This is a genomic window from Streptomyces piniterrae, assembly GCF_005048155.1.
Taxonomy (GTDB): Bacteria; Actinomycetota; Actinomycetes; order Streptomycetales; family Streptomycetaceae; genus Streptomyces; species Streptomyces piniterrae.
The window spans coordinates 360,253-386,201 of record NZ_SUMB01000004.1 but is presented as its reverse complement, the minus strand read 5'-3'; the positions used below and the strand labels follow the sequence as shown (position 1 = coordinate 386,201).

At 68.1% G+C, this 25,949-nt stretch carries 21 protein-coding genes; 8 read left to right on the top strand and 13 right to left on the bottom strand.

The features are described from left to right. Positions 1-22: 22 nt before the first annotated feature. The 5 genes from FCH28_RS14255 to FCH28_RS14235 form a co-directional block, all read right to left on the bottom strand. Entirely contained in the window at positions 23-1,168 is a 1,146-nt protein-coding gene (locus FCH28_RS14255) for an ABC transporter substrate-binding protein (RefSeq protein WP_136740244.1), read from the bottom strand. 77 nt (positions 1,169-1,245) lie between these two features. Beyond that, positions 1,246-4,089, bottom strand: a complete 2,844-nt coding sequence (locus FCH28_RS14250; protein ID WP_246102818.1) for a SpoIIE family protein phosphatase — start codon at positions 4,087-4,089, stop codon at positions 1,246-1,248. 133 nt (positions 4,090-4,222) lie between these two features. Continuing rightward, positions 4,223-4,756 carry a hypothetical protein gene (locus FCH28_RS14245; protein WP_136740242.1) on the bottom strand — a complete coding sequence of 178 codons (534 nt, stop codon included), beginning with the start codon at positions 4,754-4,756 and terminating at the stop codon, positions 4,223-4,225. A 149-nt stretch (positions 4,757-4,905) separates the two neighbouring features. Further along, positions 4,906-6,756 carry a glycoside hydrolase family 35 protein gene (locus FCH28_RS14240; protein ID WP_187363832.1) on the bottom strand — a complete coding sequence of 617 codons (1,851 nt, stop codon included), beginning with the start codon at positions 6,754-6,756 and terminating at the stop codon, positions 4,906-4,908. Between the two features lie 229 nt (positions 6,757-6,985). Next, positions 6,986-8,959: a collagenase gene (locus FCH28_RS14235; protein ID WP_136740241.1), complete on the bottom strand. Its 1,974-nt coding sequence runs from the start codon at positions 8,957-8,959 to the stop codon at positions 6,986-6,988. Positions 8,960-9,299: 340 nt separating this feature from the next. Here FCH28_RS14235 and FCH28_RS14230 point away from each other — a divergent pair, with 340 nt between their 5' ends. From FCH28_RS14230 to FCH28_RS14210, 5 genes are all read left to right on the top strand, one after another. After that, positions 9,300-9,605, top strand: a complete 306-nt coding sequence (locus tag FCH28_RS14230) for an ArsR/SmtB family transcription factor (protein WP_425471926.1) — start codon at positions 9,300-9,302, stop codon at positions 9,603-9,605. A 27-nt stretch (positions 9,606-9,632) separates the two neighbouring features. Continuing rightward, positions 9,633-9,866, top strand: a complete 234-nt coding sequence (locus tag FCH28_RS14225; protein ID WP_136740239.1) for a hypothetical protein — start codon at positions 9,633-9,635, stop codon at positions 9,864-9,866. 190 nt (positions 9,867-10,056) lie between these two features. Next, complete coding sequence (locus tag FCH28_RS14220) at positions 10,057-10,275, top strand: MbtH family protein (protein WP_246102903.1); 219 nt, start codon at positions 10,057-10,059, stop codon at positions 10,273-10,275. 43 nt (positions 10,276-10,318) lie between these two features. Further along, positions 10,319-11,251, top strand: a complete 933-nt coding sequence (locus FCH28_RS14215) for an ATP-binding cassette domain-containing protein (protein ID WP_136740238.1) — start codon at positions 10,319-10,321, stop codon at positions 11,249-11,251. A 334-nt stretch (positions 11,252-11,585) separates the two neighbouring features. Next, complete coding sequence (locus tag FCH28_RS14210) at positions 11,586-12,650, top strand: ArsR/SmtB family transcription factor (protein ID WP_136740237.1); 1,065 nt, start codon at positions 11,586-11,588, stop codon at positions 12,648-12,650. A 99-nt stretch (positions 12,651-12,749) separates the two neighbouring features. Here FCH28_RS14210 and FCH28_RS14205 read toward each other — a convergent pair whose 3' ends face one another. The 8 genes from FCH28_RS14205 to FCH28_RS14170 form a co-directional block, all read right to left on the bottom strand. Further along, entirely contained in the window at positions 12,750-15,299 is a 2,550-nt protein-coding gene (locus FCH28_RS14205) for an FtsX-like permease family protein (protein WP_136740236.1), read from the bottom strand. Continuing rightward, on the bottom strand, positions 15,296-16,093 hold the full coding sequence (locus tag FCH28_RS14200) for an ABC transporter ATP-binding protein (protein WP_136740235.1): 798 nt from the start codon (positions 16,091-16,093) through the stop codon (positions 15,296-15,298). Before FCH28_RS14200 ends, FCH28_RS14205 begins: the two co-directional genes overlap by 4 nt. Further along, a complete protein-coding gene (locus tag FCH28_RS14195) occupies positions 16,090-16,878 on the bottom strand; it encodes a sensor domain-containing protein (RefSeq protein ID WP_136740234.1) in 789 nt (262 codons plus the stop codon). Before FCH28_RS14195 ends, FCH28_RS14200 begins: the two co-directional genes overlap by 4 nt. After that, entirely contained in the window at positions 16,875-17,108 is a 234-nt protein-coding gene (locus tag FCH28_RS14190) for a hypothetical protein (protein ID WP_136740233.1), read from the bottom strand. The genes FCH28_RS14195 and FCH28_RS14190 overlap by 4 nt, the downstream gene beginning before the upstream one ends. Further along, positions 17,105-17,434 (bottom strand): ArsR/SmtB family transcription factor, encoded by a 330-nt coding sequence (locus FCH28_RS14185; RefSeq protein WP_136740232.1) that lies wholly within the window; start codon positions 17,432-17,434, stop codon positions 17,105-17,107. Before FCH28_RS14185 ends, FCH28_RS14190 begins: the two co-directional genes overlap by 4 nt. A 170-nt stretch (positions 17,435-17,604) precedes the next feature. Then, the gene (locus FCH28_RS14180; protein ID WP_136740231.1) at positions 17,605-18,129 is read right to left on the bottom strand and encodes a flavin reductase family protein; all 525 of its coding nucleotides are present in this window, start codon (positions 18,127-18,129) and stop codon (positions 17,605-17,607) included. Then, entirely contained in the window at positions 18,126-19,418 is a 1,293-nt protein-coding gene (locus tag FCH28_RS14175) for a cation:proton antiporter (RefSeq protein ID WP_169314155.1), read from the bottom strand. The genes FCH28_RS14180 and FCH28_RS14175 overlap by 4 nt, the downstream gene beginning before the upstream one ends. A 28-nt stretch (positions 19,419-19,446) precedes the next feature. After that, positions 19,447-20,997 (bottom strand): tryptophan halogenase family protein, encoded by a 1,551-nt coding sequence (locus tag FCH28_RS14170; protein ID WP_136740229.1) that lies wholly within the window; start codon positions 20,995-20,997, stop codon positions 19,447-19,449. 285 nt (positions 20,998-21,282) lie between these two features. Between FCH28_RS14170 and sbnB the strand changes: the two genes are divergently transcribed. The 3 genes from sbnB to FCH28_RS14155 all read left to right on the top strand — a co-directional run bounded on the left by sbnB (position 21,283) and on the right by FCH28_RS14155 (position 25,788). Then, positions 21,283-22,350: a 2,3-diaminopropionate biosynthesis protein SbnB gene (gene sbnB / locus FCH28_RS14165; RefSeq protein ID WP_136740228.1), complete on the top strand. Its 1,068-nt coding sequence runs from the start codon at positions 21,283-21,285 to the stop codon at positions 22,348-22,350. Between the two features lie 15 nt (positions 22,351-22,365). After that, entirely contained in the window at positions 22,366-23,343 is a 978-nt protein-coding gene (gene sbnA / locus FCH28_RS14160; RefSeq protein ID WP_136740227.1) for a 2,3-diaminopropionate biosynthesis protein SbnA, read from the top strand. A gap of 216 nt (positions 23,344-23,559) precedes the next feature. After that, on the top strand, positions 23,560-25,788 hold the full coding sequence (locus FCH28_RS14155) for an MMPL family transporter (RefSeq protein WP_246102812.1): 2,229 nt from the start codon (positions 23,560-23,562) through the stop codon (positions 25,786-25,788). Positions 25,789-25,949: the final 161 nt, after the last annotated feature.

Below are 25,949 nucleotides of genomic sequence, written 5' to 3'. Positions count from 1 at the left end.
TTCGACGGCGGGCGATGACGGGTCAGCTGCCGACGGCCTTGGGCCAGTTCTCACGTACGGTGCGCAGCGCCTTGGTGAGCTGGGCCTCGGTCGGGAACTGCGGTGTGCCCTCGACGGTCGGCAGCCGTGCGGCCAGGGTCTTGTCGAGGGTGCCGTTCTCCGCCATGGCGGCCATCAGCACCGGGCGGGCGTAGTCCACGAGGCGCAGGTTCTGGCCTTCCGGACTGAAGAGGTACTCCTCCCACAGCCGCGCCGCGGCCGGGTGGGGGGCGTCCTTGTTGATCGCCTGCGCGTAGTACTGCGAGAAGCTGCCGTCGAAGGGAATGGAGACTTTCCACTTCACGCTCGTCCCGCGAAGTTGGTCGAGGTGCTCCAGGTTGAGGTAGTCCCATTCGATGCTGATCGGTGTCCTGCCCTCGGCGATCGCGGCCGGGGTGGGGTCGGCCCGGTTGTAGTTGCCGACCTTGTCGAGCCGGGCGAAGAAGTCGATGCCCGGCTGGATGTCGTCGAACGACCCCCCGTTGGCGAGCGCCGCCGCGTACACGGCGGCGAAGGCCGATCCCGCGATCGTGGGTTCGCCGTGCATCGCGACCAGGCCCTTGTACTCCGGCTGGAGCAGATCCGCGAAGGACGCGGGACAGGTACGGACGCGGGTGTCGTCGCAGCCGATGGAGACATAGCCGCCGTAGTTGTTGTACCAGCGGGCCTCGGAGTCCTTCTGCTCCGGTGGGATCTGGTCGAACTGCGCGACCCGGTACGGGGCCAGCAGGTTCTGCCGGGCGGCCGACTGGGCGAAGGAATCCCCGAGATCCAGCACGTCGGGGGCGCGCGCCTGGCCGCGGTGGCCCTTCAGGGCATCGATCTCCTGCTGGCTGTGGCCGGATGGATTGTCGACGACGACCTTGATGCCGTATTTCTTCTCGAAGCCGTCGATCAGCCTGCCGTAGCCGGCCCATTGGCGCGGCAGCGCGATCGCGTTGAGCCTGCCCTCCTTCTTCGCCGCCTTGATCAGCGCCGCCGTGCCGCCCGCCTCCTCGGCGGACTCGGCACGGGAGGGCTCGACCGGCCGGTTGTTTCTCTCGTCCTGGCAGGCACCGAGACCGAGCACCGCAAGGCTGAAACAGCAGAGGGAGGCGGCTGCGCGGACGACCCGATGATGTGTGGTCACGACGCCTCCACGCTGCCCGACGCTTCTCTCTGCGGCAAGGTCCGAACCAGCGTAGGCGCGGGCGCCGTGCCGCGGCTTCACCACTCCCCGCCGTCCTCCCAATGGCCGAGGAGGTCCTCTTCGGACTCCTCTTCCGAGGCCGGGGCGGTGTCGGTGCCGACCGCTTGAGCGGCCCAGATCGTCTTGCCCCTGGGGGAGTAGCGGGTGCCCCAGTGTTCGGCGAACTGCGCGACGAGGAAGAGGCCGCGGCCTTCTTCATCGGTGTCCTTCGCCTGGCGGATGTGCGGGGAGGTGCTGCTGCCGTCGGAGACCTCACAGATCAGGGTGCGGGTGTGCAGAAGCCGCACATGGATGGGCTCGGCACCGTAGCGAATGGCGTTGGTGACGAGTTCGCTGAGGATGAGCTCGGTGCCGAAGGCGATGTGCTCCAGACCCCACTCCGCCAACTGCCGCACGCAGCCGTTGCGGACCGGGCCCACCGCCGCCGGGTCGCGGGGCACATCCCACTCGGCGACATGTGCCGGGTCCAGCCGTCGGGTCCTGGCCACCAGCAGCGCGACGTCGTCGGCGGACCTGGCGGGCAGCAGCGATCGCATGACGGTGGTGCAGGTCTCCTCCGGCGTACGGTCGGGTCCGGCGAGGGCCGCATGCAGTGCGTCCAGTCCCGTGTCCAGGTCGCGGCTGCGGCTCTCCACCAGCCCGTCGGTATAGAGCACCAGCCGGGAGCCCTCCGGCAGCGACAGCTCGACGGTCTCGAAGGGCAGGCCGGTGCCCAGCCCCAGCGGCGGAGAGACCGGCGGGTGCAGGAACTCCACCCTCCCGTCGGGGTGGGCCACGGCCGGCGGCAGATGGCCGGCGGTGGCCGCGGTGACCTGCCCGGAGACGGAGTCGTAGACGACGTACAGACAGGTGGCACCGGTGATCGCCGGTCTCTCCTCGGCGTCCTCGTCCTGGACGTCGAGGTGGGTGACCAGTTCATCCAGGTGGCGGAGCAGTTCGTCGGGGGAGAGGTCCAGGGCCGAGAAGTTGTGCACGGCGATGCGCAGCCGGCCCATGGTGGCCGCCGCGTGCAGGCCGTGGCCGACCACGTCGCCGATGACCAGCGCCACCCGGGCGCCGGGCAGCGGGATGACGTCGAACCAGTCCCCGCCCACTCCCGCCTGCGCGGGGAGATAGCGGTGCGCCACCTCCAGGGCGTCCTGGTCGGGCAGGCCGCGGGGCATCAGACTGCGCTGCAGCGTCATCGCCATCGTGCGTTCACGGGTGTAGCGCCGGGCGTTGTCGATCCCCACCGCGGCCCGCCCCGCCAGTTCCTCGGCGAAGGACAGGTCCTCGTCGTCGAACGGAGGGGAGCTCCCCGACCGCCAGAAGTCCACCAGTCCCAACACCACTCCCCGGGCGCGCAGCGGTACGACCGCCAGGGAATGCACCCCGTGGTCCAGGATGCGTCGGGCGCGTTCAGGGTCCTGCGACCGCCAGCCGGAAGAGCTGGCCAGGTCCGTCTCCACCACGGAGCGGCCCTGGTCCACATGCGCCGCCGCCGGGGTGCCCGGGAGGAACCCCATCAGCTCGCCGACGGGGTGGAGCGGATGGTCCGCCGCGAGGCCGGCGATGGCCGTGCGACGCGGCTGGGTACCCGTCACGGCCGGCTCCTCGCCTCTCAGGACCGGGTCCAGCAGCTCGACGGTGACGATGTCGGCGAACCGGGGGACCGCCACCTGCGCCAGTTCCTCGGCGGTGCGCTCGACGTTCAGCGTGGAGCCGATCCGTGCCCCGGCGTCGTAGAGGAGTCGGAGTCGCTCCCGCGCCACTTCGGCGCGCCCCGACAGCCACCGCAGTTCGGTGGTGTCGCGCAGGGTCACCACGCTTCCCTGGTGGGCTCCGTGAGGGTCGGTGGACCGCTTGTTGAGGGCCAGCAGCCGGTCCTGGGCCAGGTGCACCTCGTCGGTGGCGATCCGGTCCGATGCCAGGAGTTCGGCGGTGCGGTGGTCCAGCCCCAGGTCGCCGACATGGCGCCCCTCCGCGTCCGCCGGCAGGTCCAGGAGCCGCTGTGCCTCGTCGTTGGCCAGGAGCAGCCGTCCGTCGCGGCCGACGATCAGGACACCCTCCCGCACGGCGTGCAGGACCGCATCGTGATGCTCGTACATCCGGGTCATCTCGGCCGGTCCCAGACCGTGGGTCTGCCGGCGCAGCCGACGGCTCACCAGCCCCGCGCCGCCGCCGGCCAGTGCCAGCGCGCCGACCGCGGTGCCCAGGAAGATGGGCAGTTGCTGGTTGACCGACTTCTGCACCTTCTCCACCGTGACCGGTGCGGAGACGATGGCGACGACCTTGCCCGAGGAGTCCTTGACGGGGGCCGCAGAGATCACGGAGAGGCCCAGTGCGCCCTCGAAGGTCCTGGTGAAGGGCTTGCCCCGGGCGGCGTCGGCATACGGGCCGATGACGTGCTTGCCGATCTGCCGGGGGTCGCTGTGGGTGAGGGTGATCCCGTCGAGTTTGTACACGATGAGGGCGTCGACGCCGGAGGCCTTCCGGGCCTCCTCCGCGAGCGGCTGGAGCTTCGCGGTGGGATTGTCGCTGTTCAGCGCCTCCTGGAGCCCCGAGGAATGGGCGAAGGACTCGGCGGCGGCGAGCGTCCGGTGCCGGGCGTCGGTCATGGTGTCCCGCCGGGCCTGGACGACGATGGCCACCACCGCCGCCGCGACGAGCAGCACCACGAGCAGCAGCTGGAGGAGGAAGACTTCGTGGGCGACGCTGCGTGCGGGCAAGGGGGTCCGTGTCTGCTGCGGACGTCCGGTCCCTACAGAACGTTCGCCCTGCTGGTCGCCGGTGGCGCTCCCGGCCGGGGGCACGTCCGGAGTAGCGGAACGGCCGGGCGCGCGGCTCAGCCAACGCCGGAGACGGCCTGAAATTCCGCTCATGGTTCACATTTATCCTGCTTTGCGCCTGAGCTGGCAAGGTGTGACACGGCAGCTGCCGCAAGGGCCGGCGAGAGGGCCGCTGGGCTGCGCCTTTACTGGCCTTCGCGGCCCGACGGCGTGCCGGGGGACCGGGTCAGGCAGGTCGGCGCCGCCGGTGGTAAGCCCAGGCCAGGGCCAGTACGATCGGCCCCCACAGCATCGCCGGGGTGATGCACACCCGGGCCAGGGCCGTCCACCATCCGTTGCTGAACCCCGCCTCGGGCAAGATGCCCACCCAGGCGAGCGGGTAGAGGTCGAACATCGCCACCAGGGCCAGGCCGCCCAGGACCGCCGGGATCACCGCGGCGAGCGGCGCCACCCGCCGGCCCCCGACGAACGGCACCCGGCGCGGCACCACTTCGCCCCACCCGCTCACCAAGCCGGTGGTGAGCAGGGCGAGCGCCTCGGTGAGCACACTGAGCCCGACGACGTAGAACGGAGTCCACCAGGGAGCTTCCGCCGGGTCCGCCGGGTCGAGCATGCCCATGGGGAAGTCGACGGCGAACGGCAATCGCCACAGGCAGTGCGGCAGCACGACGAACGGGAGGGCCTTGGCGAGCCTGAGGGCCCAGACCGGGACGGGACGCTCGGTGTCGCCGAGTGGCAGAGCGAGACGTGTGATCGGCATGCCCCTACCGTCGTCGAACCTCGACGACACCGCGTCGGCCACCCGCACGATCAGGATCCGCCACGAGAGCTACCCCGCGATCGTCCCGACGGCCGACCGCCGGCAGAACACCCGGGTGGCCATCTCGAAGGTCAGTTGTAGGACAGCTCTCAACCGAGATCGGGCGCAGACCGTACTTCGATCCGGTCCCCCGTCCGCTCCATCTCCAGCACGACGAGCTCGTTCCACCCCTTCCGCCACAGATGGCTTGGCGCGTACAGGGTGATCTGCGGCCCGAGGGACCAGTACCGGCCGAGCGCGAACCCGTTGAGCCAGACCATGGCCTTGTCCCAGCCCGGAAAGGCGAGGAAGCCGTCCGCGGGGGTGTCGACACGGATCCGGGTCCGGTGGAACGCGGGGCCGGTCGGGGTGTCTCCGCTGCCGAATTTCAGTGCCGAGAGGTTGTCCAGGGGCAGTCGGCGGATCTCCCAGTCGCGCAGTTCCTCGTCGTCGAGGAGCACCTTGCCGCTGATTCCCTTGGGGTCGTTGAAGTTCTGGCCGAAGTTGACCCGCCCGGTGGGGTCCACCAGGAGGTCGAGGGTGCTGGATGTGTCGGCCACGGTGAAGTCGACGGAGTGGTCCGGCTGATTGCGGTCGAAGGTGCCGATCCGCTGGCCGTCGCCGAAGACCAGCGCACGGTCGCCCAACCCCGTGACCTTCAGGTTCTTCGTTCCCTGCGGCCCGCGCACCCGGGTGCGGTAGTGGATCAGTCCGTACGGCTGCCCGAGGGCCTCCATGTGGACGGGGAGGGTACGCCGCAGCGGAGTGCTCAGCGCGTCGAGGGCGTCCAGCAGCGGCACCGACTCGCGGACGGTGACCCTCTGGGCCGGCATCCGGCGTGGTGTGGCCGGCAGGGGAGTGTTCGGCAAGGTGGTGTATTTGGCGAGGACGTCGCGCACCTTGTGGAATTTCTCGGTGAGTTCGCCGGATTCGCTGATCGGGGAGTCGTAGTGGTAACTGGTCACGGTGGGCTGATAGCTGCTGCCGCTCAGATTGGCGCCCGCGGACCAGCCGAAGTTCGTTCCGCCCACCGCCATATAGAAGTTGATCGACGCTCCAGCCTGGAGGAGCTTCTCCACGTCGGCGGCGGTCTGAGCCGGGTCGGTGGTGTGGTGCTGTTCTCCCCAGTGGTCGAACCAGCCGTCCCAGAACTCCGTGCAGAACAGGGGCTTGTCCGGCTGGAACTTGCGCAGTTCGGCGAAGGGTCCGGTGGGGTCCCCGGCGAAGTTGACGGTGGAGAGGAGGTCGGGAAGGCTGCCGGCCTTCAGCATCTCCTGGCTGGCTCCGTTCGAGCAGAAGAGCAGGCTGTCCATGCCCTGCGCTCGCATGGTGTCCCGCAGATGTTCCAGATGCGCGTGGTCGTCGTCGTAGCTGCCGTACTCGTTCTCGACCTGCATGGCGATGATGGGCCCGCCGCGTGTGGCCTGTAGATCGACGAATCGGGGCAGCAGTTCGGCGAACCAGACGTCGACCGCGCGCTCGTAGGCGGGGTCGGAGCGGCGCAGCGGCGCGTCCTTGTCCTTGAGGAGCCAGGCCGGCAGGCCGCCGAAGTCCCATTCCGCGCAGATGTACGGTCCCGGTCGGACGATCACCTTCAGTCCGACCTCGTCCGCGGTCCGCACGAAGGCGGCGACGTCGCGCCATCCGGTGAAGTCGGCTTTCCCCTCGTACGGTTGGTGGAAGTTCCAGGCGACATAGGTCTCCACTGTGTTCAGGCCCATGGCCCGCATCCGCAGCAACCGGTCGCGCCAGTCCTTGGGGTGGGTCCTGAAGTAGTGGAAGGCACCCGCGAGTATCCGGAACGGCTCGCCGTCCAGCAGGAATTCGTTCCCACGGATGGTCAGTCCCCTTGGGTTTTCGGCCTGGGCGAGGGCTGTACGGCTGCCACCCAGGGCGACACCCACGGACGCGACCCCCACCGTGGCCGCGCTCAGGAATCTCCGTCGGCTGAACTGCGCCATGTCTTCTCTCCTCGACTCGATCGGTCGTCGCTCAAGGCACGAACATGTTCAGTAGTGCGCGTTTCTGTGCATTGAGAGTGTTGTGTAGAACAGAAACGAGCACAAGGGGTCGTGGCTGCCTGAGGTGAACCAAGTGGGGACAGCGGAAAAGCCTGGTGTCCCGCGCACGAACGAGGCGCGGGACACCAGGCTTTCCTGGCTCAGTTCTTGCCGGTGGCCGAGGCCCCGGTCAGCGGCCGCTCCGGGCCGGCAGCTTGCCGCAGTCGCCGCCGGCGCACTTGCCCAGCCAGTCGGTGAAGTCGGCGTCGTACTTGGTGCCGATGGTGTCGCGGAGCAGTTTGTAGGCCGCGTCGTACTCGCCTGCGCGGAAGTGGCCGAGCAGGGTGGTCACGTCGTCGGGGTGCGACTGGAGCATGTAACGGGTACCCAGATAGCCCCACTGGTAGATACGGGTGGTGTCGGCGTTGTCGTAGGTGGTCTCGAAGAGCTGGCTGAGCTTGTAAGTGCCCTTGCCCGCCTCCTCGATCGCCCGGTCGTAGGTGACGTCGCGGTACGAGTAGGAGATGTACTCGGCGAATCCCTCGACCCACATCACGGTCGGGACCTTCTGCCCGGCTGCGAAGTCGCCGTACATGTCGAAGCGGCCGTCGAGGTAGTGGGTGTACTCGTGGTTGAGGTTCCAGATCTGGAAGGAACCGTCCTCGGCCGGCTGCTCGTAGGCGATGAAGCGCGGCTGGTTGCCCTCGGCGGCCGGGTCGCCCTCCAGGTACATGCCGCCGTTGTTGGTGTCGATGCCGAAGACGACACCGGCGTAGGTCTTGTAGTCGGTGCTGGAGTTGAAGGCGACGATCTCGATGTTGCTGTTCTTGTCGTCCTTGACCGGGCCGTCGTCCTTGACGATGTTGTGGAAGAACGGGTCCTGCTTGAGGACGCTGTCGCAGGCGGCCGAAAGTTCGGACTCGGTCAGCTCCTGCGCGAGGATCTTCGCGCTCGGACCGCATTCGTGCTTGATCGTCAGTACCGCGTCGCGCACACGGTTCTGCAGGTCACAGGTGTCGTAATCGGCGCAGTTCTCCTTGTCGAACTCATCCGTCATCTCGGCGAGGCCGACCCAGAGCGGGGCGGTGCGCCCGGTGATCTCGCTGCGGCCGAGCAGTTCCTTGACCAACGGCTTGACGGTGTCCTTGAGGTCGGCGTGCTGCAGGAAGCGGGCGAGTTCGCGTCCGGCGTTGCTGGCCAGGTAGGACTTGTCGGTGCCGAGCAGATCGTCATGGGCGACGGCGAAGTCGCGCATCCCGGTCAGGACGCTCGGGTCGGCCTTCACGGCTTCCACGAACTCCGGCAGCTGGTGGCCGCGGAACAGCACGGTGTAGGTGTTGTTGACCGCCGCGAGCATCCCGTAGAACTCGTCGTAGGACGAGTTGTAGTCCTTCTGCAGACGCTTGACCACGTCGAGATAGCGGGCGTTCTCTTCGGAGCTGTCGATCAGGGTGACCGTCTCGGCCAGGGTTTCTCCGTTGGCCTCGGTGACGTCGAAGGCATGGGACGAGCCGAAGAAGCCGTCCAGGGCACCCTGAATGGCGCTCTTCAACTCCGGGCCGTATTCGCCGACGTTCTCCGGCTGGTTGTACTGGATGTAATAGCCGGCCCGCAGGTACAGCACCAGCTGCGCGGTGGAAGTGCTGTTGTCCCCTGGGTAGTCGGTCGCGACATCCTTGAACGCGTTCGCCACCGTGACCATCTGTTCCTCGCGGAAGAGGGCCCTGGAGTCCTCACCGGCCACGTTGAACAGCGTGTTGATACAGGTGGTCTCCGACTTCTTGATCTGTTCGACCAGCTCGGCACCGGTCTTCGAGGTGAAGTCGCTGACGTTGCAGTCCGCCGCGGCCTTCGTCGCGGAGCGGGCCTTCTTGCGCTGTGCGGCGTTCTGGGCCGCGGGGAGGGGAGGGCGTTGCGCGGTGTTCCCGGCGTTCGTGGCCGACCGCGAGGGGGTGGCGGCGTGTCCGGGCGCGAGATCGGCGGCGAGCACGGTGGCGGCTGCGGGCTGAGGGGCGGGTGCCGACCTCGGCGCAGGCTTGGGTGCCTTGGCACCGGCCGGTGCCGCCCCGCCGGTGGGGGCGAGCATGGTGAGCCCCAGGCCGGCGGCGGCCACGGTCGGTATCAGCAGTTGGGCGATTTTCTTGAAGGTGGGGGGTCTACGCATAGCGATGGCCTCCAGGCCGGTCGGCAGCCGCGCGAGGGGCACGGCGGTGGGGGATGCGGACCGTGATGGCACGGAAGTTGCGCACTCTCGGAGCTGTCATGCCCCCGAAAAGTGTGACCGTACAATTTCACACTTCACATGGCAGTGGAAGAGGCTTGCAAGCCAGAAATGGAACTGGTGTCCCGTCAGGGGCGGGATCCTGGTGGGACCTTGGGGTTCCCCTGGATCCCGCAGCTTGCCAGGCGTATATTGCATGAGAAAGCTTTGACTGACAGGTACCCAGGACGGACGCCGGAGGTGAGCCATTACCAGCGAGGAGCTTCTGGCCTTCCTGGCTGCCGTGGGTCACGCTCAGCGCCTGCGGGTCATCGCCGAGCTCGCCGAAGGCCGGTTGTATGTCAGCGAGTTGGCCCGCCGTCTGGAGATGTCCCGGCCGCTGCTCTATATGCACCTGGAACGTCTGGAGAAGGCCGGCCTCGTCGTCGGGCACCTGGAGCTCTCCCAGGAAGGCAAGGCGCTGAAGTACTTCGAACTGGCGCCATTCGACCTGCGCCTCAACTTGGATACGATCCTTGCGGCCGCAGACCAGGACCGCATCGCGACCGAGGCCATGGGTACAGCCGCCGATTCCACGGGTAAGAAGTAACCCAATGAACCTAAAGGGGAAGCGCACATGACTGGCGCTGTCATCGCCATTGCCATCGTCCTGATCGTTGTTGGCGGCATCACGGCGAGTGTGGCTGCGTACTTCAGGCTGCAGCGTCACCGCGCCGACGCCGTCGCCATGGCCGAGTACCGCAGGCTCGCCGATGAGGCGGTCGCCAACCAGGTCGCTCTGCAAGGTCAGTTGGCCGACCTGCACGACCGGGTCAAGTCCGTCGAGAGCCTGCTGCGCAGCGTCGACTGATCCCGTGATCCCGTGATCCGGAGGTCTCGTGATGCCGTGGTCTCGTGATGCCGTGGTCTCGTGATCTTGCGTCAAACCTGTAATCGGCAGGCCGTTCCGTGGAGTCAGCGTCGTGTCAGCGGGCGCCGAAAGTATGGGGTTCGGACCAGGGGCCCGAACCTCATACGACTCGGATACCGGAGTGCGCGACGTGTCGAATCCTTTTGATGACCAGGACGGAACCTTCCTCGTGCTGGTGAACGACGAAGGCCAGCACTCTCTTTGGCCCGCGTTCGCCCAGCAGCCGCAGGGCTGGCAGGTGGCACTCGAAGAGGGCTCGCGCGACACCGCGTTGGCCTTCATCGAGGAGCACTGGACGGACATGCGCCCGCGCAGCCTGCGCGAAGCCACCGAGGCACAGGCCTCTTGAGAACCCGTCGGTTCGCCCGAATGCCGGAGGAACAACAGTGAGCATGGCGATTCAGGCGGAGGGGCTGCGCAAGCGTTACCAGCAGCACGAAGCGCTCAGCGGAGTCGACCTCGCGGTTCCCAGTGGCACGGTGTTCGGCCTGCTCGGTCCCAACGGGGCGGGCAAGACGACCACCGTGCGCATGCTGGCGACCCTCGCGGAGCCGGACGGCGGGCGGGCCGAAGTGGCCGGATTCGACGTGGTGCGCCAGCCGCACGAGGTGCGCCGGCGGATCGGCCTGGCCGGTCAGTACGCGGCCGTGGACGAACTTCTGACGGGCCGGGAGAACCTCGTTCTCATCGGCAGGCTGCTGCATCTGGGCAGGCGCTCCGCACGGGAGCGGGCGACGCGGCTGCTGGACCGGTTCGATCTGACCGATGCGGCGGACCGGCCCGCGCACACCTACTCGGGCGGCATGCGGCGACGGCTTGACCTGGCCGTCTGCCTGGTCACGACGCCGTCGGTGCTGTTCCTCGACGAACCCACCACCGGCCTCGACCCGGTGAGCCGGATGGCGCTGTGGAACGCGGTCCGTGAACTGGTGACCGACGGCGTGACCGTACTCCTGACGACGCAGTACCTGGACGAGGCCGACGCCCTCGCCGACCGGATCGCCGTAGTCGACTCGGGCCGGGTCATTGCCGAAGGAACCCCGGACGAGCTCAAGCGGAAGGTCGGTGACGAGCGGCTGGAGATCGTGGTGGCACGCCCGGACGACGTGGCCACCGCTGTCACCGCGCTGCGCCGGATATCCGCTGACGAACCGTCCGCCGACCCGGACAGGCGCATCATTTCCCTTGCGCTCGGCGATGGCATGACCGGTATCGCGAACGCCGCCTCCGCATTACGGCAGGAGGGTGTCGAGGTCGTCGATTTCGCACTGCGCCGGCCGACCCTCGACGACGTCTTCGTCACGCTGACCGGCCAGTCCGCCTGAACACATCAGGACGGGCGGGGCGGGAGACCGGGGCCGGGGCCGGAGAGTCCTACTCTCCGAATTTGCCGCTGCGCCGGCCTGGGGTGGAACCAAGCGGGTTTGGACGCCCCCCATGGCCGGTCGCCGTGCAGTCGTTCTACGAGCCGTGCAGTTCCTTTTCGCGCCGTGCAGCCTCTTTTTCGAGCTGTGCAGTCCTTTTCGCGCCGTGCAGTCTTTCGATGGCTGATCCGGTCCTTCATGAACGCGGCAGCCGGCTGGGGAGAGCAGCAGAGCCCCGGCCCTTTCAGAGATTCCCCTCACCTGCGGAACAACTGACCAACGGGGGCAGTTACTTATGCAGAGAATTCACTTCACGGCTGCCGATGTGGCCAGAACTCGGCTGAAGACGACCTCGGGGCCGCTCATCGAAACGGCCTTCGCCTACGGGCTGCTCGGACGGTGCGTGGGACCGCCGTACGTGCGGTGGTACCGGCAGGTCGCCAAGCGGCTTTCCGCCCGGCCGCCGGCGCGGTCCGGAGGCATCGGCGTGGTCGCTGATCCCGAGGTGCTGCTGCGGCTGATCGAGCGCAATGAGAGCGGCGATTCCGGTGACGCCGGCGCTACACACCAGGTGTCATGGGTGTCGCAGTTATCCGCCTACCAGGAAGCAGCGGGCCTGTCGGAGGTCTGGCGGGAGGGGATCGCCCCGTACTGGGACCGCATGGTGGCCTATCTGGAGGCCGAGTGCGAGGCACGCGGCCGGGTGGTGATGTGTGGTGGTGTGGAACTTCTGTTGGCCACCCTGCATCCCAGGATCACCTGGCGTTCGCAGGTCCTCGAGATTCCCGGCGGTCCCGACGAGGACGTCTTCCTCGACGGGCGTGGGCTGGTGCTCATTCCCTCGGTGTTCCTCAACCACCGGCCGGCCCAGATCATCGGGACGCAGAGCGAGAGCGGCGAGCTGGTGCTGGCCTTCGGGGCCCCGCCGGACGTCCAGCGGGCCGCGAGCCTGTGGGACGTACCCGACGACACCGCCCAGTCGCTCGGGGCGCTGGTCGGCCAGACCAGGGCCGCCGCGCTGCGGGTGCTGCGCGCCACCTGCACGACCAGCGAGTTGGCGGAGCGGCTCGGCATCTCGGCGGCCAGCGCCAGCCAGCACACGAAGGTGCTCCGCGAGACCGGTCTGATCACCACTCGGCGGATCCGCAACACCGTGCTGCATGCGGTGACTCCGCTGGGACTGGCTCTCCTTGATGGTCTGCCCGCGCACACCGGGGCGGATCGGGTGCCCGGGATGGACCGCGCGCCCGGAATGGACCGGGTTCCTGGATCGGACCGGGCAGCGGGTGCGATGGGCGAGGCGCGGCGGCACACCATGGACGTCCGCATCCCCCGGCAGGTGGTTCTGCACGCCTCGTGACGACCTGCTGCGAGTGACGGTCCGTAGTGACGGACAGGTGTCATGTGTACGACGCGTCCCCGGCCATGGAAGCCATGGCCGGGGACGCGTCGTGCGTGGTCACTCGCGGATTCCCACCACCCCGCCGGGCCGGTGGCGCAGCACCAGAGTGGCCGAGAGGAGTGTGGTGAACAGGGTCAGTGCGAAGGCGGCGGCCACCACCGTGGCGAAGATCCACGGCGGGCCCTCCGGAGTCGGCTTGCCCAGCACGCTCAGGCTCAGCGGCACCAACGTCAGCACCGCGACCAGTACGCCGAGCACGATGCCGGCCACCGAGACCAGGATCGCCTCCACCGTCATCATCCGCAGCACCTGCCTGCGGGTGGCCCCGATGAGCCGTTGCAGCATGAACTCCCGCCGCCGCTCGGTGGTCGCGAGGACCTGGGTGTTGACGAGGGCGATGGTCGAGTAGGCGATGACGACTCCGAGGACCATGTACGCCATCCAGGCCTGGGTGTCGTCCTCGTTCTGGTGCACCGCGCTGACGGTGCTCCGGGGGAGCACGTTCAGGCCGGGTTGGTTCTTGGCCAGCGCCGACAGGGTCTCCGTCAGGCGGGCGTGGTCCGTTCCTGGTGCGGCGGTCACCGTGATCTGGGGGATCAGACCGGAGTCGGTGTGCGGGGCGAGGAGTGCGGCGGGCAGTAGCGCGGTTTCGTAGCCGCGGCGGGCGTCGACGGTGGCGACCAGTTTGAGTCGGACCTCGGTTCCGTCGCCCAGTCGCATCGGGACCTGGTCGCCGATCTTGTGTCCGGCGGTGGCCGAAGTGGGCAGCGCGACGGTGTTGCCGTGCAGCGCGTCGAGGCTGCCGGTCTTGGCGCGGAAGGCCGTGGTGCCGGTCACGCCCTCGGAGGTGACGCCCTGCAGTGGCATCTCCGTGGGCTCGAAGTCGCCCTCGTCGATCTCGGACTGTGTGGGTGGGGTCTTGGGTTCCAGATATCCGAGGCTGGAGACCTGGGCGGAGGCGGCCGCCACCCCGGGCTGCTTCCTGATGGTGTCCACCATGGACGGTGGCAGTCCGCCGGCGGCGGAGGTGACCACCAGGTCGGCTCGCATGTTCTCGTCGAATGCCTGCTGGGAGCCGCTGGACTGGGTGGTCTGCAGATAGATCAGTGCGGTGGCCAGACCGGTGGCGAGCATGACGGGCATCACCGCTCCGGCCATACGGCTGCTGCGTGCCTTGGCGTTGAGGGTGGCGAGGCGTCCGGAGAGCCCGGTCACCGCGCGCAGCGGCCAGTGGAGTACGGCGGTGATGGCCTTGGCGAGACCCGGGCCGAGCAGGCCGAAGCCGACCGTCCACAGCATCGCGGCCGGGGTCGCGGTGCTGCCCGCCATGGGGCCGTCCAGGCTCGCGGTGACCAGGGCGAGCGCGGCGCCGCCGCCGAGGAAGAGCAGTGCGAAGAGCAGCCGGGGGACGCTGAACCACTTGCGTTGCAGGGAGGCTTCGGCGAGTGCCTCGGTCGGTCGGGTGCGTGCCGCGCTGCGGGCGGAGAGGAAGGCCGCGCCCAGCGCGGTGAGCAGTGCGGCGCCCACGCCGATCACCATCGGGATCCAACCGGCCCGGTACGCCAGGGCGTCGGGCACCACGTCGCCGCTGGCGAAGGCGCTGAGCAGCCATTTTCCGACGTGGGGGCCGGGGTAGCAGGCGAGCGCGGTGGCGATGAGGGCGACGAACAGGGTCTCGCCGAGGATCATGCGGCGCAGCTGTCCCGGCGTGGTGCCGATGGCCCGCAGCAGGGCCATTTCGCGTTGCCGCTGCTGGATCGACAGGCCCATGGTGCTGGACACCACGAAGATGGTGACCATGGCGGACAGGCCGCCGAACACCGAGGCGAGGGTGACCAGTTTGGTGCCGTCGGTGACGATGGTGGGATTCTCCGCCCAGCCGCGCTGGTCGCCGGTCAGTACGGAGGCGGGTCGGCCGTCCAGTGCCTTCCTGATGTCCTGTGCGACTTGGTCGCGGTCGGCGCCGGGTGCGGTGAGCACGCCGATGTTGTCGACCTTGTCGGGCCGGCCGGCGATCTGTCCGGCGGCCCGGTCGGCGAGGAAGAGGGTGTTCTGGTCGCCGGTGCCGGTGGCCAGACCGGAGATCGTGAACCGCTTGGCGCCGCCGCTGACCAGCAGTTGGGTCTGATCGCCGGGGCTCAGCCCGGCCTTTGCGGCGAGCCGTGCGTCGAGCACGATCTGGCCGGGCCTGGAGGGCGCGGTGCCCTCGGTGATCCGGTACGGGGCGAGCCGGGCGGAGGACCAGCCGTGGCCCGATACCTGTGTGGCGGATTCCTTGTCGCCGTTCCGTACCAGGGTGGCGTCGAAGGATACGTCCGGGAGGGCGTGGGCCACCCCGGGTACGGCGCTGATCGTGTCGGTGAGGGCGGCGTCCATGCGGAGGCGTTCGGTGAAGACGTACTCCCCGTGGGTGCCGGGGTGGCTCTGGTCGCCGGTGACCAGGATCGGTGCGGCGCCGAGCCGTTGCGGGGGTGCGGCGCTGTGCAGGCCGGTCTCGAAGAGGCCGCCGCAGCCGATGACGATGGTGGCGCCGAAGAACAGCGCGATGAAGGAGGCGATGAAGCCGCCCTTGTGGAACCGCAGGGTGCGGATCGCGACTCCGATCACCGGGGCACCCCATGTCCGGCCCGTACGGCGGCCGAGTCCTGGCCCCAGGCGCCCAGGTGTGTCATGCGTTCGGCGACCTGGTCGGCGGTCGGCCAGTCCAGGTGGCTGACGAACTGTCCGTCGGCGAGGAACAGCACGCGGTCGGCGTGTGCCGCGGCCACCGGGTCGTGGGTGACCATCACCATGGTCTGCCCCGCTTCCCGGACGGCCTCGCGCAGCAGGGTGAGAACCTCGCGGGCGGCGTAGGTGTCGAGGGCGCCGGTCGGTTCGTCGCCGAAGATGACCGCGGGTTGCGTGATCAGTGCGCGGGCGATGGCGACGCGCTGTTGCTGGCCGCCGGAGAGTTCGCCGGGGCGGTTGTTGCGGCGTGCCGAGAGTCCGACGCGCTCAAGTACCTCGTCCACCGCGGCTTTCTTGGGCCGGCGGCCGGCGAGGCGGAGCGGCATGGTGACGTTGTCCACCACGTTGAGCGCGGGGAGCAGGTTGAACGCCTGGAAGATGAAGCCGATCCGCTCGCGGCGCAGCTTGGTCAGCTCGCGTTCCTTGAGCGGTGAGAGGTCCTCGCCGTCGAGCAGTACCTTGCCCGACGTGGGCCGGTCGAGTCCGGCGGCGCAGTGCAGGAAGGTGCTCTTGCCGGAGCCGGAGGGGCCCATCACCGCGGTGAAGGTGCCGCGCGGTAAGCCGATCGTCACTCCGTCGAGGGCGGCCACCTGGTTCTTGGATCTGCCGTAGACCTTGCGTACGGATTCGAGTCGTACGACGTCCCGGGCGTACGGGCTCGCTGTCCCCGTCATGTGCTCTGTCCTTCGCTGGTGGTGAGTCCGGAACGTGGGCCGGTTGATACGAGCGCGAGAGGGCCGGGCTCGGTGAGGATCCGCTTGGCCCGTGCCAGTGGGTCGGGGGGCGGGCGGAGCAGGTTGTGGGTGACGGTCAGATGCAGTCGGGCGGCGCCGACGACGAGATAGCCGGCGTACATCGCGAGGGCGAGGCAGATCGCGGCGAGGATCAGGGCGGCGGGCCAGTTGTCGATCCGTACGCCCGGGTCGCCGTCGTCGGGTCCGCCGATCCATGCGCCGTGGGTCCAACTGCCATCCGGTTGAAGAGAGTTGATGGACCAGAACCACAACGGCAGGGAGACGCCTGCGAGGAGGACCAGCCACACCAGCAGCGCGAGGAGGTCGAGCAGCAGGAGGAAGGGGAACATCACGACCAGGCAGACGCAGTCCCTGAAGAACACGGGGTCGCCGCAGCGGGCCTTGAGCTGCTCGGCGAGGCCGGGTTTTGCGGGTTCTGGATAGGAGTGCGGGATCGGTTTGTCGACCAGGAGGGCGCGGCCTCGTTCGACCTGGGCGCAGCAGCGTACGACCCAGGCCGAGCCGATGGTCAGCGCCACCGTGATGGTGAACTGGGTGAACACGAGCGCGAGCACCACGGCGGTGGTCGCGACGGCGAACAGTAAGGGGCCCGCCAGCAGGTAGCCGGCCAGGTAGCCGGTCGCGCGCCAGGGTGCGGCGGAGAGCAGCATCCGCAGCGGGTTGCGGTGGACCGGCAGTCGGCTGCCGGGCAGGAGGTTGATCATCCGACGCTCCGCAGCAAACCCTCGACGGACTTCACCCGCTCGTCGAGCGCGCTCAACTGGCCCTGCACGGCCTGCTGGACGGCTGTCGACTCCTCGGCCAGTTTCCGGTACGCGGCCATGGCGGCGGCGTCGGCACGGTGGCGTTGCAGTCGGAAGAACGCGATGACGCTTCCCGTGATACCACCCACGACGAGCAGGATGACGGCGATGGTGATGACGGCGCCGGTCATGTCGGGGTCCCCTTCTTCATGTTGACGTGCCCTTCCGTGTCCTGTGCGACGGCCCCGGTGATCGTGGTGATGTTCAGGTGGATGTCGAACGGCGCCAGTTCGAAGTACTTCAGCGTCCTGCCTTCCCGGGCGAGCTCCAGGTGTCCGGTGACGAGGCCGGCCTTCTCCAGGCGTTTCAGGTGCATGTAGAGCAGTGGCCGGGACATCTCCAGACGGCGGGCCAGTTCGCTGATCTGCATGCGGCCGTCGGCGAGTTCGGCGAGGGCGCGGAGTCGTTGCCGGTGGCCGAACGCGGCGAGATGTGTCAGCAGGTCCTCGCTCGTCATAGGCCACCCTCTCCCGCGTCGCGGAGTATGTAAGTTGAGACTGACACATGACGGTACGCGCCGTCAAAGGTAAGTTCTCGCCTTCTGGTGGCGCGCCCGTGCAAACGCGCGAAGGTCTGACCCCGGGGACAGGGACAGACCTGGTGGCGCTGTTGATTGGTGATGGAGGGTCAGTTCTGGGACCAGGTGCGGAACTGCCGCAGCCCGTAGAGGAGTGGCGGAAGGGCGTGCCTGCGGGTGATCAGGCGTGCCTTGCCGAAGACGGTGACATGGTCGCCGGTCCGGTGGGTCATGACCACGTCGCAGTCGGCGACGGTGTGCGAGTCGCGGGCCAGATGCGGCCCGCCCGCGTCCGTCGCCTGCTCCCACGGGACCATGTGGAAGCGGTTCGGGTTGCCGGAGGCGAAGAGCTCGGCGACCTCCTGTGCCCCCTCGTGCAGCAGGTTCACCGCGAAGGTGCCCCGCTCCACGATCGCTTCCAGGGTGGGGCTGCCGTCGCGCAGGCAGACCAGCAGCGTCGGCGGTTCGAGGGAGACGCTGCACACCGAGGAGCACGTCATGCCCCTCGGCGCCCCGTCGTGACCGGTGGAGGTGACCACGCCGACGCCGGTCGGGAAGCCGCTCATCATCATGCGGAAGCTGTCGGGCGTCGCCTTGTCGGCCTCCGCTTCGACGTTTACGGTGCGATCGGTCATCGGATGCTGCTTTCTGTTGCTGCGGGGGCCGCCCCGGGCGCGAGGTGGCTTGCTCCGCGGTCGAGGAGACTCAGGAGCGGTCCCGCCATGGCTGTGGTGGTCAGCGCCATCACGATCAGCGGTAGGACCATGTGCGCCGTCAGAATTCCGGAGCTGAGGCCGGCCTGGAGGACGATCAGTTCGGTGAGCCCTCGGGTGTTCATGAGTACGGCGATGGTGCGTGCCGTCTGCTTGGACTGGCCGCCGCGGCGCGCCCCCAGATAGCCGCCGAGCCCCTTGCCCAGACAACCGAGTACGACGGCCGCGGCGATCAGCAGCCAGGAGGCGTGGGAGAGCGAACCGGTGAGCACGGTGATGCCGGTGACCACGAAGAAGGCGGGTGCCAGTGCGCCGCCCGCCCGGGAGACGGTGGCCACCGCATGTTCCCAGGGCGCGTTCTTGTCCTGCGGGATCGACAGGCCCACCAGGGCGGCGCCGAGAATCGCGGTCATGCCGAGGTGTTCCATCGCCAGCGCGACCGCCAGGGCCGTCGCGCCGAGGATCACCGTCACGGTCCGCGGCAGCCGTCGGCAGGCGTTCCTGGCCATCTGACTGCGCAGCCCGTAGCGGACGGCCAGCGCGCACACCGCGCCGAACGCGAGTGCCCGGACCGAGTGCAGCACATCCGCGAGGCTTCCCTTGCCGAGACTGATGGCGAGGGTGAGCAGCAGCCAGCCGGCCGCGTCGATGAAGATGGCCGAGGCCAACGCCAGTCGGCCGGCTGCCGATTGGGACATTCCGCGGTCCGCCAGGATCCGTGCCATCACGGGTACGGCGGTGATGGACATCGACACCGCGACCATCAGGATGAAGGCGGGGAGCGGGGCGCTGCCGCGTGCCGCGGTGTCATCGGTGAGCAGTACCAGACCGGCCAGGAGCACGCCGGTCAGCAGCGGTGGCACCAGGGACCCGGCTGCCACCCAGACCGTGCCGCTCCGTGGCGACTTGTCGTGGTCGGTGCCCAGTTTGTGGGCCAGGCCGACCAGGAACAGCACCAGACCGGCCTGGGCGACCAGTTTGAGCAGCTTGAACACGGAGTCCGGCAGGATCGTTTCGAAGGTGTCCCGCCCGAGGAGGGCGATCACGGCCGGCCCGGAGAGCAGGCCGACCACGATCTCCCCGATCACCTCGGGCTGACGCAGCATCCGGGCGACTTTCCGGCCTACCAGGGCGATCAGCAGGATGATGGCGAGCGCCGCCAGGACATGGGCGAGGAGCGGCGCGAGTTCCAGGACGTGCATTCCCAGCATTTCCATTCTTCTCGGTCCGCCGGCCAGGTCAGTGGTGCTGGGCGAAGTACTCGTATGCCGGGGGCAGTACCTCGGTGAGCCGCCGCGTCTTCTCGCGGATCTCCGAGAACTCCCGCTCGGCGGCCGAACCGTCGCACAGTGCGAGCGCCCTGGACGGCTTCAGGTCGATGCCGCCCATGCCGAGCAGAATGCACATGTACGAGTACGGCGGCAGGCCGTGGTAGTACGGGAAGACCGTCTCGGAGTCGGGGAGTTGGGTCTTCCAGGTCTCGATGCGCTCGGCGAGGGCATCGGGAATCGCCCGGGTCTTGGTGTCGCGCCAGTACTGGTTGTCCGTCCGCTTCGCCGCGACGTAGTGCAGGACCAGGAATTCCCGTACGCCATCCATGACATTGCCGATGGCCTTGTTGTAAAGGTCGCGGTGGGTGGGGTTCCAGTCCTCGCCCGGGAAGTTCTTGGCGAGCTGCTCGATGGCGTGGTGAATGAAGAAGATGCCGGTGGACTCCAGCGGCTCCACGAATCCGCTGGAAAGGCCGATGGCCACACAGTTCTTGACCCAGGAATTGCGGCTGCGGCCGATGCGCATCTTGATGTGATTGGCCTCGACGTCCGCCGCGGCGGGGCCGACGAACTCGCGCAGGGTCCGCTCGGCGTCCTCGGGGGAGAGGTAGTCCTTGGCGTAGACGTATCCGGTGCCCACTCGGCCCATCAGCGGAATCGTCCAGATCCAGCCGGCGTCCTGGGCGGTGGCGGTGGTGCACGGGCGGATGCCGCGCTTTTCCATGTCCATCGGCACCTGGAGGGCGACCGCGCTGTCGTTGGGCAGGGTGTCCGCGTAGGAGATGAACGGCTCTTCGAGGGCCTTGTTCAGCAGCAGGCCGCGGAATCCGGTGCAGTCGATGAACACGTCGCCGGTGAGGTCGCCGTGCTCGGCGGTGGTGACGCCGCTGATCCAGCCCCGGTCGTCCAGGTTGACCTGCTTGACGTCGTCGACGATGTGCTTGACGCCGCGGTCCACCGCGTACTTCGTCAGGTACTTGGCAAGCAGTGCGGCCTCGAAGTGGTAGGCGTAGGGGAACTGGGTCTTCCCCTGGTGCTCGGACATCGTCAGGCCCTGCATCTCGTCCGCGCCCTCGTCGAAGGGCTGGTCGATGAGGGTGCCGTCCAGCATGCGCGGGCTGCGCCCGGCGTCGATGACCGAGGCCATGACGAAGCAGTCCTTGTCGAACCGCTCGGTCGGGCTCTGGTGGAGCCACCAGTCGGTGAGCGGGAAGCCGTTGACCGACCGCATCTGCTCGAAGGGGTGGTAGAAGTAGTGGTCCTTCTCGCGCCAGTTCTCGAACCTTACGGCGAGTTTGTAGGTGGCGTTGCAGGCCGGCATCCAGTCCTTCTCCTTGAGTCCCAGGAACTCGAAGAAGTGACGGATGTCGCTGAAGGTGGCCTCGCCGACGCCGACCGTGCCGACGTTCCCCGACTCCACGAGAGTGATCTGAATTCGTTCCCCGAACGCGGCCTTGAGGTACGAGGCCGTCATCCAGCCGGCTGTTCCGCCACCTACGATCACGACTTTGTTGAGCATTGGTGACTCCTGTTTCGGTAGCTCCACGAGTTCCGGAATCCGGCGGCTCCGACCCGTGGGAGTGAAGCTTCCAGGGTGGCGCCACCGAGAAGTGAGCCTAGGAGCAGGTCAATTGGCCGGATAGATCATTAAGTGTTGGACGAATGTCGCAGGTGGGACTGGTGCCTGATGAGGTGGCGCCGGTGATTGATGGCACGTCAGCACGCTGTCAGTGGCATCGCGGAGCATGAAATCGGGATTACTGGGTGGGAATCGCTCCGCCCTCCCACTGCAATGGAGTTATGGATGACAACGGAAAAACTTGTTCCGCCGTTTGCCGTGATCCCTGGCTCGCAGGTGCACAGCATTCTGACCGGCCGTGAGCAGCAGACCATTGATCTGGTGGAGGCGGCCTACCGGGTGCACGGCGAGGGCGACACGGTCAACCCGCCGTCGTATTTCCTGCGTTTCCAGGACCGCCCGTCCTCCCGCATCATCGCGCTGCCCGCCTCCATCGGCGGTGGGACGCGGGTCGACGGGCTGAAGTGGATTTCCAGCTTCCCGGAGAACGTGACCGCGGGGATTCCCCGGGCCTCCGCCGTGCTGGTGCTCAACGACTACGACACCGGGTATCCCCTCGCGTGCCTGGAGAGCTCGATCATCAGTGCCGCCCGTACGGCGGCCTCCGCGGCGCTCGCCGCGGACTGGCTCTCCCGGGCTCCGGGACGTACCCGGCCCAAGCGGGTCGGGTTCATCGGCACGGGGCTGATCGCCCGTCATATCCACATGTATCTCGCGGGGGCCGGCTGGTCCTTCGACGAGGTGGGTGTGCACGACCTGTCCGCCGAGTATGCGGGAGGCTTCCGGTCGTACCTGGAGGGCTCGGGCGAGACTGGCCGGATCACCGTGCACGACAGCGCGGAGGAGCTGATCCGTTCCTCGGACCTGGTGGTGTTCGCGACCGTCGCGGCGGCTCCGCATGTGCACGAGCCCGCCTGGTTCGCGCACAATCCGCTGGTCCTGAACGTCTCGCTGCGCGATCTGGCCCCCGAGATCCTGCTGGCCTCGGCGAATGTGCTCGACGACATCGAGCACTGCCTGAAGGCCGAAACCTCGCCTCATCTGACCGAAAAGTTCACCGGGGGACGGGAGTTCATCGACGGCACGCTGCACGAGGTGATGGCCGGGAAGGTGGAGATCCCGGTGGATCGCCCGGTGGTGTTCTCGCCGTTCGGGCTCGGGGTCCTCGACCTCGCGGTCGGCAAGTTCGTGTACGACGAGGTGCTGAGGCGTGGTGAGGCGCAGGTGATCGACGGCTTCTTCCACGAGGTGGACAGGTATGGGCGCGCAGGCGCGACCAGTAGTCGTTCCTGAGGCGAGGGGGCCGAAGTGCCGGTGATCTCCGTACCGGAGGACTTCCACATGGAAGATCTCTATGTGGACCTGCGGTCCGTCCTTGATGCTCCGTTGTATCTGAAGTGCGAAGGCTTCAACTTCGCCGGGTCGATCAAGCTGAAGGCTGCGTCGGAGATGATCGCCGACGCCGAACGCCAGGGGAGACTCACGCGGGACTCGATCATTGTCGAGTCCTCGTCGGGGAACCTCGGTGTCGCCCTGAGCATGATCGCGGCGAGCCGGGGCTACACGTTCGTGTGCGTCACGGACACCCGCTGCAACCTGAACACCAGACGGTTGATGGAAGCGATGGGCGCTCAGGTGCACACCATCACCGAGCCCGACCCCGAGACCGGGTTCCTCGGCGCCAGGCTCGACTACGTACGGCAGTTGTGCGCGTCCGACAGCCGTCATCTGTGGCTCAACCAGTACGCCAATCCGTGCAACTGGCAGGCGCATTACCGGAGCACGGCGCCGGCCATCGCCGAGCGTTTCCCGGATCTCGATGTGTTGTTCGTCGGCGCGGGCACCACGGGGACACTGATGGGCTGTGCCCGGTACTTCAAGGACTCGGGCCGTCCGGTGACCGTGGTCGCGGTGGACTCCGTCGGCTCCGTCACGTTCGGCGGGCCGCCGTCGCCGCGGATGATTCCGGGCCTGGGGTCCGGGGTGCGGCCGCCGCTGCTGGATGTGTCGTTCGTGGACGATGTGGTGCATGTGCCGGAGACCGCCACGATCCGCGTCGCCCATCAACTGGCCGCGGCCGGCTTCCTCTTCGGCGGATCCACCGGGACGGTCATATCGGGTGCGCTCGGCTGGCTGGCCGAGCATCGGGACGGCAAGTCCTGCACGGCGGTGGCGATCTCGCCGGACCTCGGTGAGCGCTATCTCGATTCGCTCTACCAGAGCAACTGGGTGAGCGACATCTACGGATCTCAGGCGCTGGAGGCCGGTCCGGTCTGGGCGCACTGACGACCCGCCCTCAGGCCACAGTCCCGCACGGGTCTTCCGCGGCCCCCGTCAACTGCCTTGCAGGTGACGGGGGTTGCTTCATCTCCGGCGCATGTCCGGCCCATGGCCGTCGCCGGCCGCCGTCTCCGATTCAGGCTTGACGGCCCACTGCTCCATATGTAATTTTCGACTTACACCCGTTGGGTAGGAGTGACTACGGCTAAGGAGCTGGGTTCAGTGAAGAGACAGCCACTGACCGTGAAGGTGGCGAGCTGGAGTGCCCTGCACCCAGGGCGGGCCATCGTCGGATGGTTCGTATTTGTCGCTCTGTGTCTCGCCCTCGGGGGCATGGTCGGTACGAACAGCGCGGGCGACAAGGACTACTGGGTGGGCGAGGCCGGCCGCGCCGAGGCCATCGCCACGGAGGGGAACCTCCAGCACAAGTCCGCCGAGCGCATCATGATCACCAACAAGTCCGACGCCCCGCTCGGCGCGGAGGCCAAGGGCGCCGCGCAGGACGTCTCCGCCCGGATGAAGAAGTTACCCGCGGTCCTCCACGTCGCCGAACCGGTGCGCTCGGAGAACGGCCGGATGCTCATGGTCGAGGTGACCTTGAAGGGTCCTCGGCTGGAGGCCCAGAAGCACATCGATCCGCTGCTGGCGCAGACCGCCGAGGTTCAGAAGAAGAACCCGGACCTGCGCGTCGAGGAGAGCGGTGACGCCTCGGTCGAGGTGGGACTGGACAACCAGCGCGCCGACGACCTCGCGACCACGGAAACCATCACCTTCCCGATCACCCTCATCACCCTGGCGGTCGTGTTCGGATCGATCGTCATGGTCGGTGTGCCGCTGCTGCTCGCGGTCTCCTCGATCGGCGCCTCCATCGGCCTCTCCCAGCTGGTCTCGCACCTGCTGCCCGACGCGGGCGTCGGCAACAACGTCATCCTGCTGATCGGCATGGCGGTCGGCGTCGACTACACCCTCTTCTACCTCAAGCGGGAGCGGGAGGAACGGGCCCGCTCCGGCGGACGGCTCAGCCCCGAAGCCCTGGTGGGCATCGCCGCCGCCACCTCGGGCCGGGCGATCGTGGTCTCCGGCCTCGCCGTGATCCTCTCCACCGCGACCCTCTTCCTCGCCGCCGACGTCATCTTCGCCTCGCTCGCCATCGGCACCATCGTGGTCGTCGCCGTCGCCGTCCTCAGCTCGGTGACCGTACTGCCCGCCCTGCTGGTCAAGATCGGCCGGCGCGCGGACCGCAAGGCCGCCCGCGCCGCGGAGCGCGGCAAGCGCGACCGACGCAAGCCGGAGCAGACCGGCCGGATGTGGACCGCGCTGCTGCGGCCCGCCAAGAACCACCCGGTCGCCACCCTCGTGGTCTCGGTGCTCCTCATGCTCGGCCTCGCGGCCCCCGTCCTGGGCATGCACCTGCGGGTGCTGAGCACGGCCACCCACTCCCGGTCGATCCCGGAGATGAAGGCCTACGACCGGCTCAACGAGGCCTTCCCCGACCTGCTGGCCGAGCACTGGCTCGCGGTACGCAGCGACGCCGGACAGAAGGAGCAGGTGCACACGGCGCTGGAGGCGCTGGCCGACCGGGCCAAGGCCGACCCGTTGTTCTCCAAGAAGCAGCCCAAGCTGGAGACCACGGACGACGGCCGGATCAACATGATGACCCTGTCCGTGCCCCACAAGCTGAACTCCTCGGAGGCCGCGGACTCACTCAAGCACCTGCGAGACGACTATCTCCCGGCCACGCTCGGGAAAATGGACGGCGTCGAGTACGGGGTCACCGGACCCGTCGCTCAGGACGTCGACTATCTGGCCCACCAGAACGACAAGTTGCCCGTGGTCATCGGATTCCTGCTGCTGCTGACCTTCATCATGATGGTGCTGGTCTTCCGCTCGGTGATCATCTCCCTGCTCGGTGTGCTGCTCAACCTGCTGTCCGTCGCGGCCTCGTTCGGCCTGGTGGTCGTCTTCTTCCAGTGGGGTCTCGGGTCGACACTGTTCGGCTTCGAGGAGAGCGCCACCAGTGGGATCGGCTCCCGCGTACCGCTGTTCCTCTTCGTGATCCTCTTCGGACTGTCGATGGACTACCAGGTCTTCGTCGTCAGCCGGATCCAGGAGGCGGCGATGAACGGAGTGCCCACCCGGCAGGCGGTGATCGACGGGATCGCCAAGTCCGCCAAGGTGGTCACCAGCGCGGCGGTCGTGATGGTGACGGTCTTCGCGAGCTTCATGTTCCTGCACCTGGCCGAGATGAAGCAGATCGGATTCAGCCTCGCGGTGGCGGTCCTGCTGGACGCCTTCATCATCCGGGTAATGATCCTTCCGTCGGCCATGATCCTGCTCGGCAACGCCAGTTGGTGGCCCTCCCGCAAGATGCGGCGGGCGCAGGAGAACGCCGCGACCGCACCGGCCGGCAGCGCGCCGGCTCCCCTCCCGACGGCTCATATGCACCGCTAGCCAACGGGTGCCCCAGACGGACGCCGGACCGGACCCCCGCCGGTTCGGCGTCCCGCCGACGGACGCCGGCCGGACCCCTGCCGGTTATGCGTCCCGCCCCCGGGCGCCGGGCCGGATCCCCCGCCGGCTCGGCGCCCGGGGTGTCCCTGGGGCAGGCGCCA

Coding starts and splice junctions, on each gene's coding strand:
- FCH28_RS14250 (WP_246102818.1), bottom strand. CDS start 4,089: ATGAGCGGAATTTCAGGCCGTCTCCGGCGTTGGCTGAGCCGCGCGCCC.
- FCH28_RS14245 (WP_136740242.1), bottom strand. CDS start 4,756: ATGCCGATCACACGTCTCGCTCTGCCACTCGGCGACACCGAGCGTCCC.
- FCH28_RS14240 (WP_187363832.1), bottom strand. CDS start 6,756: ATGGCGCAGTTCAGCCGACGGAGATTCCTGAGCGCGGCCACGGTGGGG.
- FCH28_RS14235 (WP_136740241.1), bottom strand. CDS start 8,959: ATGCGTAGACCCCCCACCTTCAAGAAAATCGCCCAACTGCTGATACCG.
- FCH28_RS14225 (WP_136740239.1), top strand. CDS start 9,633: ATGACTGGCGCTGTCATCGCCATTGCCATCGTCCTGATCGTTGTTGGC.
- FCH28_RS14215 (WP_136740238.1), top strand. CDS start 10,319: ATGGCGATTCAGGCGGAGGGGCTGCGCAAGCGTTACCAGCAGCACGAA.
- FCH28_RS14210 (WP_136740237.1), top strand. CDS start 11,586: ATGCAGAGAATTCACTTCACGGCTGCCGATGTGGCCAGAACTCGGCTG.
- FCH28_RS14200 (WP_136740235.1), bottom strand. CDS start 16,093: ATGACGGGGACAGCGAGCCCGTACGCCCGGGACGTCGTACGACTCGAA.
- FCH28_RS14195 (WP_136740234.1), bottom strand. CDS start 16,878: ATGATCAACCTCCTGCCCGGCAGCCGACTGCCGGTCCACCGCAACCCG.
- FCH28_RS14190 (WP_136740233.1), bottom strand. CDS start 17,108: ATGACCGGCGCCGTCATCACCATCGCCGTCATCCTGCTCGTCGTGGGT.
- FCH28_RS14185 (WP_136740232.1), bottom strand. CDS start 17,434: ATGACGAGCGAGGACCTGCTGACACATCTCGCCGCGTTCGGCCACCGG.
- FCH28_RS14180 (WP_136740231.1), bottom strand. CDS start 18,129: ATGACCGATCGCACCGTAAACGTCGAAGCGGAGGCCGACAAGGCGACG.
- FCH28_RS14175 (WP_169314155.1), bottom strand. CDS start 19,418: ATGCTGGGAATGCACGTCCTGGAACTCGCGCCGCTCCTCGCCCATGTC.
- FCH28_RS14170 (WP_136740229.1), bottom strand. CDS start 20,997: ATGCTCAACAAAGTCGTGATCGTAGGTGGCGGAACAGCCGGCTGGATG.
- sbnB (WP_136740228.1), top strand. CDS start 21,283: ATGACAACGGAAAAACTTGTTCCGCCGTTTGCCGTGATCCCTGGCTCG.